We start from the raw sequence: 10,679 nt of genomic DNA on the forward strand, positions 1-10,679 counted from the left end.
TCAGCCGGTCAGACGGCCGGGACGCACCGGCCGTCCTCGGTCCGGTAGCGCCACTTCGCACCGTCGCTCACCAGCTCGCGCACGGCGTTCACGAACCGCTCCACGTGCTCGTCCGGCGTGCCCGCGCCGAAGCTGACGCGGATGGCGTTGAGGGACTTCTCGCCCGGCGCGGCCTCGGGGGCGCCGCACTCGCCCTGGGTCTGCGGGTCGCTGCCCAGCAGGGTGCGGACGAGAGGGTGGGCGCAGAAGAGGCCGTCGCGGACGCCGATGCCGTACTCGGCGGAGAGGGCGGCGGCGAAGTGGGAGCTGTTCCAGCCCTCGACGACGAAGGAGATCACGCCGACGCGGGGGGCGTCGTCGCCGAAGAGGGAGAGGATCCGGACCTCGGGAACGTCGGCGAGGCCGCTCTTGACCTTCTCGATCAGGTACTGCTCGCGGGCGACCAGGGTGTCGAAGCCGGCCTCGGTCAGCGCCTTGCAGGCCGAGGCGATGGAGTAGGCGCCGATGACGTTCGGGGAGCCGGCCTCGTGGCGGGCCGCGTTCTCGTGCCACTCCACGTCCACGCCGCCGTCCTCACGCCGGGTGACCTTGCGGCTGGCGCCGCCGCCCGCGAGATAGGGCTCGGCGGCGGTGAGCCAGTCGGCGCGGCCGGCCAGGACGCCGGAGCCGAAGGGGGCGTACAGCTTGTGGCCGGAGAAGGCGACCCAGTCGACGTCGAGATCGGCGACGGACACCGCGTGGTGCGGGGCGAGCTGGGCGGCGTCGAGGACGATCCGGGCGCCGTGCGCATGGGCGACGGCGGCCAGCTCGCGCACCGGCCACAGCTCGCCGGTGACGTTGGAGGCGCCGGTCACGCAGACCAGGGCGGGGCCGTGGCCCTCTTCATTAGATGCAGTGCGGTCGGCGAGGGCCCGCTCCAGGGTCTGGACGGCCTGCTGGTGGGTGCGGGGCGCGTTCAGGTAGGTGACCCGGGCGTCGCGCCAGGGCAGCAGCGAGGCGTGGTGCTCGGTCTCGAAGACGAAGACCTGGCAGTCGGCGGGGAGGGCGGCGGCGAGCAGGTTGAGGGAGTCGGTGGTGGACCGGGTGAAGACGACCTGGTCGCCCTCACGGCAGCCCAGGAAGTCGGCGACGGTCTTCCGGGCGTTCTCGAACAGGTCGGTCGACAGCTGCGACAGGTACCCGGCCCCGCGGTGGACGCTGCCGTAGTAGGGCGCGTACGCCGCCACGTCGTCCCAGACCCGCTGGAGGGCCGGCGCGCTGGCCGCGTAGTCGAGGGCGGCGTAGGTGACCTCGCCACCGGTGACGAGCGGGACGGTGACATTACGACCCAGAACGGGCAGAGGGGCACAAATGGTCTGGTCGGCGGCAACGGTGGTGACAGACATGGGGAACTCCCGTGAGAGGGCATGCCGAAGCAGGGCATGCGGGGAAGAGGAAAAGGGTGCGCGGAGGCGGGGCTCGGCAGCCCTATCGCATTCGCTTGCTCACGGAAGACTCCCTCGAACGACCAGGACCCCTGGATTCGAGAGGGGCCCGCGCTTGCCGTAGACCTCGCTGCCTACGGCCTGGTCTTCACCCGGGGCACCCCGCCACGGACGGAGGGTTGCCGGACAGTCGGCCGGGGCCTCATGACTGTCACTCATGACCTGGTACAGGAACCTACGCGATGTGATCGTCGCCCCGCAACCCGTGTCCGGATCGCGGGACGACCATCGCCACGAGCTAGCGGTTGCTGGCCGCCACCCAGCGCTCCAGCGTCCGCTTGGCCGCGCCGGAGTCGATGGACTCCGCGGCCTTCGCCATCCCGGCCCGCAGCTGGTCCGCCAGGGACGCCCCGGTCGGCTCCAGCGCGACGAGCGCCGCCGCCGAGTTCAGCAGCACCGCGTCCCGGACCGGACCCGGCTCACCGTCGAGGAGTCTGCGCGCCACGTCCGCGTTGAACGCCGGGTCACCGCCCCGCAGCGCCTCCACCGGCACCAGCTCGATGCCGACGTCACGCGGGTCGAAGGCCTCCTCGGTGACCTTGCCGTCGCGCACCACCCACACCCGGGAGGTGGACGTCGTCGTCAGCTCGTCGAGGCCGTCGTCACCGCGGAAGACCAGCGAGGAGTTGCCGCGCTCGGCGAAGACCCCGGCGACGATCGGCGCCATCAGCGGATCTGCGACGCCCACCGCCTGCGCCTTGACCTTGGCCGGGTTGGTCAGCGGGCCCAGCGCGTTGAACACCGTACGGATGCCCAACTGACCGCGGGCGGCGCCCGCGTGACGCAGCGCCGGGTGGAACTTGATGGCGAAGCAGAAGGTGATGCCGGCCTCCTCGGCCACCTCGGCCACCCGCTGCGGGGTGAGGTCGAGGTTGACGCCCAGCTTCTCCAGGACGTCCGAGGAACCCGACGCCGACGAGGCCGCCCGGTTGCCGTGCTTGACGACCTTCGCGCCGGTGCCGGCCACGACGAGGGAGGACATCGTGGAGATGTTCACCGTCTTCGCGCCGTCGCCGCCGGTGCCGACGATGTCGACGGTCCGCCCGGACACCTCGATCACGTTGGCGTGCTCGTACATCGCCTGGACGAGCCCGGTGATCTCCTCGACCGTCTCGCCCTTGGCCCGCAGGGCCACCACGAACCCGGCGATCTGCGCGTCCGTCGCCTCGCCGCGCATGATCTGGTCCATCGCCCAGGCGGTGGCGTCGGCGCTCTGGTCGCGCCCGTACAGCAGGGCGTTCAACACCTCGGGCCAGGAACGGCCCGCCGCGGTGTCGCCTCCAGCGGGGGTCACAGCGCTCATACGGCCGCTCCTGGGTGTCGTACAACGAGGTTCAACAGATGTTTGACCCCACCCTATCCAGCCCCGGGCACGGAGAAGGGCCCCCGTCCGAAGACCGGACGGGGGCCCTTGCAACGCGCGTGGCGAGCGCAGCGATCAGTGGTGGCCGTGGCCGCTCGTGATCTCCTTGTACTCCTCGACGGTGGGCTTGGCGATCTGCGACTCGTCGCCGAAGTACGCCTCGCTGAGCTTGACGCGCAGCTTCTCGGAGCCCTTCACCTTGCGCTCGACGCCGTTGTCGTCGACCGTCGGGCCGATCTCCGCCGGCTTGTACTGCTCGTGCGCGGTGAGCGTGTGCAGCGCGTCCTGGCTGAGCGGCTCGTGCACCTCGATGAACTCACCGTGCGGCAGGCGCTTGATGATGCCGGACTCGCGGCCGTGCAGCACCTTGTCCTTGTCGCGGCGCTGGAGGCCGAGGCAGATCCGCTTGGTGATGACGAACGCGACCACCGGAGCGACGAAGAACGCCACCCGGACGAACCAGGTGATCGAGTTGATCGACAGGTGGAAGTGGGTGGCCCAGAGGTCGTTTCCACCACCGACGAGCAGCACCATGTACCAGGTGATCCACGCGACGCCGAAGGCCGTGCGGGTCGGGGCGTTGCGCGGGCGGTCCAGGATGTGGTGCTCGCGCCGGTCGCCGGTGACCCAGGCCTCGATGAACGGGTAGACCGCGATCGCGACCAGGACCAGCGGGAAGATCACCAGCGGGATGAACACACCCAGGACGAGCGTGTGACCCCAGAAGTTGATCTCCCAGCCCGGCATGACACGGATCAGACCCTCGGAGAAACCCATGTACCAGTCGGGCTGGGCACCGGTGGACACCTGGTCCGGACGGTACGGACCCAAGGACCAGATCGGGTTGATCGAGGCGATCGCCGCGATGGCCGCGATGACACCGAAGACCAGGAAGAAGAAGCCTCCGGCCTTGGCGGTGTACACCGGGAACAGCGGCATGCCGACGACGTTCTTGTTGGTCTTGCCGGGGCCCGCGTACTGCGTGTGCTTGTGGACGAACACCAGGATCAGGTGGCCGACCATGAGGCCGAGCATGATGCCCGGCAGCAGCAGCACGTGGACCGAGTAGAAGCGGGCCACGAAGTCGCCGCCCGGGAACTCGCCGCCGAAGAGGAAGAACGACAGGTACGTGCCGACGATCGGCACGGACAGGATCGCGCCCTCCATGAAGCGGACACCGGTGCCGGAGAGCAGGTCGTCCGGGAGCGAGTAACCGGTGAAGCCGGTGAACATGCCCAGGACGAACAGCAGGAAGCCGAACAGCCAGTTGACCTCACGCGGCTTGCGGAACGCACCCGTGAAGAAGACGCGCATCATGTGCACGAACATGCCGGCGAGGAAGATCAGCGCCGCCCAGTGGTGGATCTGCCGGATCAGCAGACCACCGCGCACATCGAAGGAGATGTGCATGGTCGAGTTGAACGCCTCGGACATCAGCTGTCCCTGCAGCGGGACGTAGCTGCCGTGGTACTCCACCTCGTTCATCGACGGGTGGAAGAACAGCGTCAGATACACACCCGTGAGGATGATGATGATGAAGGCGTACAGGCAGATCTCACCCAGCATGAACGACCAGTGGTCGGGGAAGATCTTGCGCATGTTGGCCTTGGCCAGGGAGTAGATCCCCAGTCGGCCGTCGGCCCAGTCGGCGAGCTTCTCGCCGGCCGGGGCCTGCCCGCGGGCGCGGGCCGACTCGTTGTTCTCGTTGGTGCTCATCCGCGCTCCCAGAAGGCAGGACCGACAGGCTCCTCGAAGTCGCCCTGCGCCTCGAGGTAGCCCTCGTCGTTCACGGCGATGCGCAGCTGCGGCAGGGCGTGACCGGCGGGGCCGAAGATCACTCGGGCACCGTCGGAGAGGTCGAAGGTGGACTGGTGGCAGGGGCAGAGCACGTGGTGCGTCTGCTGCTCGTACAGCGAGATCGGGCAACCGACGTGGGTGCAGATCTTCGAGTACGCCACGATGCCGTCGTGCGACCACTCGAGCTCGCGCTTGTCCTTGATGTTGTCCGGCTGGATCCGGACGATCATCAGGGCGGCCTTGGCGATCTCGGTCTGGAACTCCTCGTCGTGCTCCTCCAGGCCCTCGGGCTTGGCGAAGGTGAGGGAGCCCACGGCGACGTCGGAGGGACGCAGCGGCTCGTTGGTGTTCATGTTGACGAGCAGCAGGCCCTTGCGCCACATGGTGTGCCGCAGCTTGGTCCCGGGCAGCGGGCCGAGGTCGCGCAGCAGCACGACACCGGCGAGCGGCACCAGGGTGAGCGCGCCGAGCATGGTGTTGCGGATCAGCTTGCGACGGCCGAGCGCGGACTCCTTGGCGCCCTGCTTCCAGTCCTCGAAGACCTTCTCGCGGACCTCGGGCGGCGCCTCGATCGGGTGCCGCTCGTCGACCATCTCCACGTCGGACATCAGGGTGCGGGCCCAGTGGACCGCGCCCGCGCCGATCGCGAAGAGCGCGACGCCGAGCGTCAGACCCAGCGAGAAGTTCAGCGCGTTGATGTGCCCGATCGGGAAGACGTAGATCGCCTTGTCGTGCGGGACACCCACGTATGCGGCGATGAAGCCGATCGTGGCCAGCATCGACACCGTGAACAGCAGCGCCACCGTGCGCTCGGACCGCTTGGCGGCCCGCTCGTCGATGTCCTGGACCCGGTGCTCGTGGGGCGGCAGACCGGGGTCCGCGAAGGGGTCCCTGTCGTCCGCGACGCTCACCGCGCCGTGGTCGTCCTGCTCTGCGGGCAGGTTCTCTTCTGGAATGTCTTGGCTACTCATGACTTCTTGGCCTTTGCGGTCCGAGCGGCGAGCCAGACGGCGATCGCGATCAGGCCACCGAGTCCGAACACCCACGCGAACAGACCCTCGCTGACCGGACCGAGGCCGCCCAGCTCGAGGCCACCGGGGCTCTCGGTGTCGTCACCGTTGACCGCGTCGAGGTACGCGATGATGTCCTTCTTGTTCTGCTCCGACAGCGTGGTGTCGGGGAACGACGGCATGTTCTGCGGGCCGGTCTGCATGGCCTCGTAGATGTGCTTCGGGTCGACGCCCTCAAGGCTCGGCGCGAACTTGCCGTGCGTCAGCGCACCGCCCTTGCCGGTGAAGTTGTGGCACTGCGCGCAGTTGGTGCGGAACAGCTCGCCACCCTTGGCGATGTCCGCCCCGTCCGGGCTGTACTCGTTCTTCGTCGGGACGGCCGGACCGGCGCCCAGGGAGGAGATGTACGCGGCGAGCTGGTCGATCTCGGCCTGCGTGTAGATGACCTTCTTGCGCGGGACCTGTGCGCCCGGCTGCTGGGCCGGCATACGGCCGGTGCCGACCTGGAAGTCCACGGCCGCGGCGCCCACACCCACGAGGCTCGGCCCGTCGGTGGTGCCCTGAGCACCGGTGCCGTGGCAACTGGCACAGCCCACGGCGTAGAGCTTCTTGCCCTCCTCGATGGTGAGGGACTGGGCGGTTTCGTCGGCCTGCGCCTTGTCCGCGGGCGCGAACGCGGCGTACAGCCCCCCAGTGGCCGCCAGCGCGAGGAGTAGGACGACGAGCGCCGCCAGCGGATGGCGTCGTCGTGCGGAGAGCTTTTTCACGGATTACCCCGGTGTCAGGATCTTCTGCGTCGATGCTTCTGGAAATGCGCTTCTCGGGAAGCGCTCGGGAACGGGCCCGACTACTTGATCATGTAGATCGTGGCGAAGAGGCCGATCCAGACGACATCGACGAAGTGCCAGTAGTAGGACACGACGATGGCGGCCGTCGCCTGCTCATGAGTGAACCTCTTCGCCGCGTAGGTGCGGCCGAGGACCAGCAGGAAGGCGATGAGACCTCCCGTCACGTGCAGGCCGTGGAAGCCGGTGGTCAGGTAGAACACCGAACCGTACGGGTCGGAGGAGAGCGAGAGCCCGTCCTTCTTGACCAGCTCGGTGTACTCGAAGACCTGACCGCCGATGAAGATCGCACCCATGATGAAGGTGACGATGAACCAGCCCCGGAGCTTCTTCACGTCACCGCGCTCGGCGGCGAAGACGCCGAGCTGGCAGGTGAGGGAGGAGAGCACCAGGATCGTGGTGTTGGTGGCCGAGAACGGGAAGTTCAGGCTCTCGGCCATTTCCTTCCAGTGATCAGGACCCGTCACCGATCGCAGGGTGAAGTACATCGCGAAGAGGGCCGCGAAGAACATCAGCTCGGAACTCAGCCAGATGATGGTTCCGACGCTGGTGAGGTTCGGCCGATTGACCGACGGGTGCGCGTGCCCGGTTTCTACTGTCGTTGCTGTCGCCACGACCGACATTATGTCGGTCCCTTATCCCGCCCTCACTCCGGGGGGTGCCGTTCGGAGTGTTCGCAGCGTGTGTACTGCCCGGATGGCCCATCGCAGGGGTGTTCCAGCGGGTGTTGACGGGCTGTTCAAGGGAGTAGCATCCGCGGCAACTGTTCTGTCCGTACGACGCTGATGTCACGGAGGAAGCATGCAGGCGACGGCCACGGTGCTGGTCTACAGCGACGACGCCAACACCCGCGAGCAGGTACGGCTCGCGACCGGCCGACGGCCGGCTCCGGACGTTCCTCAGGTCGAGTTCGTGGAATGTGCCACGCCTGCAGCCGTCCTCAAGGAACTGGACCGCGGCGGGATCGACGTCTGTGTCCTGGACGGCGAGGCCGTGCCGATGGGCGGCATGGGGCTGTGCCGACAGATCAAGGACGAGGTCTTCAACTCCCCGCCCGTGCTGCTGCTGATCGGCCGCCCGCAGGACGCCTGGCTGGCCACCTGGAGCCGTGCCGAGGCCGCGGTGACCCACCCGGTGGACCCGGTGGAGTTCGCGTCGGCGCTGGCCGCCCTGCTGCGGCAGAAGAGCGCGCTGAGCGCCTGAGGGCCCCAGGGAACCTCTAGACGCTCTCCGGCCGCAGTCGAGCCCGCTGCTCGGCGCTGGGGGCCTCCGGGGTGCCGGCGGTCAGGGCGCTGCCCGTGCGCCACTTCTTCCACTTGAGGTTCCAGTCACCGAAGCCGTTGCCGAAGGTCTCCATGGTGTCGCCGTAGGAGTTCACGACCTTGACGACGTCACCCTCGTGGACGGTGTCGAAGAACCACTCGGCGTCACCGGTGCTCATGCCGGTGCAGCCGTGGCTGACGTTCTCGTAGCCCTGGGAGCCGACCGACCAGGGGGCGGCGTGCACGTACTCGCCGCTCCAGGTGACCCGGGTCGCGTAGTAGACCGGCAGGTCGTACGACTCCGAGGAGCCCTCGGCGATGCCGATGCTGGTGCCGCGCATCCGTACGAAGTACTCCTTGCCGAGTACCACCTTGACGCCGTTGCGGGTCTCGAAGCCGGGCTTGCCGGTGGTGACGGGGAGCTCGTTGATGACCTCGCCGTTCTTGTAGACCTTCATGGAGTGGGCCGAGGCGTCCGTGACCGCGATGATGCGGTCGCCGGTGGTCAGCGTGAGGGGCTTCGTCCGACCGCCCCACAGGCGATCGCTGATCTTGACTCCGTCCAGGTTGCTGTGCACCTGGATCGTGGCGTGGGCGGGCCAGTACTCCTTGGGGCGGTAGTGGAGTTCCTTGTCGTCCACCCAGTACCAGGCGCCCTCCGTGGCGGGCATCGAGTCGACCTTGAGGGCGCGCTCGACGACGGCCCGCTGGGCCTTGTCCTTGACGGGCTTGTTCAGTTCGGCCGTGATGGGCTGGCCGACGCCGTACTTGCCCGCCTTGGGGCCGAAGGTGACCTTCAGGCGCTTCTTGGTGGTGGGCTTGCCGGTGTCGAAGGCGAGGACCCGGCGGCCGGGCGCCCCGTCCTCGTCCTCGGTGCTCACCCGGACCGTGTAGTGGGCGCTGGCGGCCAGTGGGGAGGTGCTGTGCCACCGGGTGCCGTCGGCGGAGAGTTCGCCCGCCACATGGCGTCCCGTGGCGTCCAGTGCGGTGACGTCCGTGATCCGGCCGTCGTCGTCCTCGGCGGTGACTTCCAGGGGCTTGTCCGGGTCGGCCTTCTTGCCGTCGCCGGAAGGGCCGTTGAAGGAGATCTGGTCCGCCGCGTCGTACGGCGCCGCCGACAGCGGGTTGCCGTCGCTGCTGCAGGCGGTGGCGCCCGCGGTGAGGGCGAGCACCAGCAGGGTGCAGGAGAGAACGGTGCGCGTGCGCGGAGTGTGGCTCATGCACCTCACGCTAGGAACGTTCGTCAACTGTGGCGCGCCGAGTAACTCGGACGAGGGACGCGTACTACTGCATCCGGCGACCGGGACTGCTGCAAAAGCGGGAGCCCGGACTCTCCTGACGGAGTGTCCGGGCTCTCGTTGCGCTCAGCTCGTGCTACTGGGTGCGGTTCTCACCGCGGTAGTACTCGAAGACCCAGCCCCACAGGCCGACCAGGATCAGCGGCGCGGAGAAGTACATCAGCCACCAGCCGATCGCGATCGACAGGAAGGCGAGCGCGCCACCGACCGCGAGGGACAGCGGCTGCCAGCTGTGCGGGCTGAAGAACCCGACCTCGCCGGCGTCGTCCGCGACATCCGCCTCCTTGTTGTCCTGCGCACCCGCGTCGACCCGCCGGGCGGTGAAGCCCAGGTAGAAGCCGATCATGATGCACAGGCCGAAGGCCAGGAAGAGGGCCGTGGTACCGGCCGGCTCCTTCGACCAAACGCCATAAACAACCGCCATGGCGAGGACGAAGACGCTCAGCCACATGAACATCTTGCCCTGGATCTTCACTTGCCGGCCTCCTTGCCGCCCGCGAGAGCCTTCTCACCGTGAGGTGCGTTCTCGAGCTGGTCGAGAGCGGCGATCTCCGGGTGGTGCAGGTCGAACGCCGGGGATTCGCTGCGGATCCGCGGCAGGGTGAGGAAGTTGTGCCGCGGCGGCGGGCAGGACGTCGCCCACTCGAGCGAGCGACCGTAGCCCCACGGGTCGTCGACGCCGACGGGCTTGCCGTACTTGGCCGTCTTCCACACGTTGTAGAGGAACGGCAGGATCGACGCGCCGAGGACGAACGAGCTGATCGTCGAGATCGTGTTCAGGGCGGTGAAGCCGTCGGCCGCCAGGTAGTCGGCGTAACGACGCGGCATGCCCTCCGCACCCAGCCAGTGCTGGACGAGGAACGTGCCGTGGAAGCCGATGAACAGCGTCCAGAACGTGATCTTGCCGAGGCGCTCGTCCAGCATCTTGCCGGTCATCTTCGGCCACCAGAAGTGGAAGCCGGAGAACATCGCGAAGACGACGGTGCCGAAGACGACGTAGTGGAAGTGCGCCACCACGAAGTACGAGTCGGACACATGGAAGTCCATCGGCGGCGAGGCCAGGATGACACCGGTCAGACCACCGAAGGTGAAGGTGATCAGGAAGCCGGTGGCCCAGAGCATCGGGGTCTCGAAACTCAAGGACCCCTTCCACATCGTTCCGATCCAGTTGAAGAACTTCACGCCCGTTGGCACGGCGATGAGGAACGTCATGAAGGAGAAGAACGGGAGCAGAACGCCGCCGGTGACGTACATGTGGTGGGCCCACACGGTCACGGACAGGCCGGCGATGGCGATGGTGGCGCCGATCAGGCCCATGTAGCCGAACATCGGCTTGCGGGAGAAGACCGGGATGACCTCGGAGATGATGCCGAAGAACGGTAGCGCGATGATGTACACCTCTGGATGGCCGAAGAACCAGAAGAGGTGTTGCCACAGCAGCGCCCCGCCGTTGGCGGAGTCGAAGACATGGGCACCGAACTTGCGGTCCGCCTCCAGGGCGAACAGCGCGGCCGCCAGGACCGGGAAGGCGAGCAGGACCAGGACGGCGGTCAGCAGCACGTTCCACACGAAGATCGGCATGCGGAACATGGTCATGCCCGGCGCGCGCATGCAGATGAT

Annotated in this window: 10 protein-coding genes and 1 riboswitch; of the genes, 1 reads left to right on the forward strand and 9 read right to left on the reverse strand. The window is 67.9% G+C overall.

The window, feature by feature from the left end; all coding sequences use genetic code 11:
* Nucleotides 1–8 precede the first annotated feature (8 nt).
* The 6 genes from ACIHIX_RS24130 to ACIHIX_RS24155 all read right to left on the reverse strand — a co-directional run bounded on the left by ACIHIX_RS24130 (nucleotide 9) and on the right by ACIHIX_RS24155 (nucleotide 7,122).
* Complete coding sequence (locus ACIHIX_RS24130; RefSeq protein WP_399959400.1) at nucleotides 9–1,385, reverse strand: aminotransferase class V-fold PLP-dependent enzyme; 1,377 nt, start codon at nucleotides 1,383–1,385, stop codon at nucleotides 9–11.
* A gap of 145 nt (nucleotides 1,386–1,530) precedes the next feature.
* Nucleotides 1,531–1,647: riboswitch (SAM riboswitch) on the reverse strand.
* Between the two features lie 75 nt (nucleotides 1,648–1,722).
* Entirely contained in the window at nucleotides 1,723–2,787 is a 1,065-nt protein-coding gene (gene trpD / locus ACIHIX_RS24135) for an anthranilate phosphoribosyltransferase (RefSeq protein WP_399959402.1), read from the reverse strand.
* A 135-nt stretch (nucleotides 2,788–2,922) separates the two neighbouring features.
* Nucleotides 2,923–4,563, reverse strand: coding sequence for a cytochrome bc complex cytochrome b subunit (locus tag ACIHIX_RS24140; protein ID WP_399959403.1), 1,641 nt, complete (start codon nucleotides 4,561–4,563; stop codon nucleotides 2,923–2,925).
* The gene (locus ACIHIX_RS24145; protein WP_399959405.1) at nucleotides 4,560–5,615 is read right to left on the reverse strand and encodes a Rieske 2Fe-2S domain-containing protein; all 1,056 of its coding nucleotides are present in this window, start codon (nucleotides 5,613–5,615) and stop codon (nucleotides 4,560–4,562) included. The genes ACIHIX_RS24140 and ACIHIX_RS24145 overlap by 4 nt, the downstream gene beginning before the upstream one ends.
* On the reverse strand, nucleotides 5,612–6,421 hold the full coding sequence (locus ACIHIX_RS24150; RefSeq protein ID WP_399959407.1) for a c-type cytochrome: 810 nt from the start codon (nucleotides 6,419–6,421) through the stop codon (nucleotides 5,612–5,614). Before ACIHIX_RS24150 ends, ACIHIX_RS24145 begins: the two co-directional genes overlap by 4 nt.
* Before the next feature lie 80 nt (nucleotides 6,422–6,501).
* On the reverse strand, nucleotides 6,502–7,122 hold the full coding sequence (locus tag ACIHIX_RS24155) for a heme-copper oxidase subunit III (protein WP_079308715.1): 621 nt from the start codon (nucleotides 7,120–7,122) through the stop codon (nucleotides 6,502–6,504).
* A 178-nt stretch (nucleotides 7,123–7,300) separates the two neighbouring features.
* Between ACIHIX_RS24155 and ACIHIX_RS24160 the strand changes: the two genes are divergently transcribed.
* On the forward strand, nucleotides 7,301–7,702 hold the full coding sequence (locus tag ACIHIX_RS24160) for a hypothetical protein (protein WP_329340052.1): 402 nt from the start codon (nucleotides 7,301–7,303) through the stop codon (nucleotides 7,700–7,702).
* Between the two features lie 16 nt (nucleotides 7,703–7,718).
* On the opposite strand, the gene ACIHIX_RS24165 is transcribed toward ACIHIX_RS24160, so the two are convergent.
* From ACIHIX_RS24165 to ACIHIX_RS24175, 3 genes are all read right to left on the reverse strand, one after another.
* Complete coding sequence (locus ACIHIX_RS24165; protein WP_399959409.1) at nucleotides 7,719–8,981, reverse strand: Ig-like domain-containing protein; 1,263 nt, start codon at nucleotides 8,979–8,981, stop codon at nucleotides 7,719–7,721.
* Between the two features lie 154 nt (nucleotides 8,982–9,135).
* Nucleotides 9,136–9,534 carry a cytochrome c oxidase subunit 4 gene (locus ACIHIX_RS24170; RefSeq protein ID WP_399959411.1) on the reverse strand — a complete coding sequence of 133 codons (399 nt, stop codon included), beginning with the start codon at nucleotides 9,532–9,534 and terminating at the stop codon, nucleotides 9,136–9,138.
* Nucleotides 9,531–10,679, reverse strand: a 1,149-nt coding sequence (locus tag ACIHIX_RS24175) for a cbb3-type cytochrome c oxidase subunit I (RefSeq protein ID WP_399959413.1), incomplete at its 5' end; no start/stop codon positions are given. The genes ACIHIX_RS24175 and ACIHIX_RS24170, both read right to left, overlap by 4 nt.

The organism is Streptomyces sp. NPDC051913 (assembly GCF_044593635.1).
Lineage (GTDB): Bacteria > Actinomycetota > Actinomycetes > Streptomycetales > Streptomycetaceae > Streptomyces.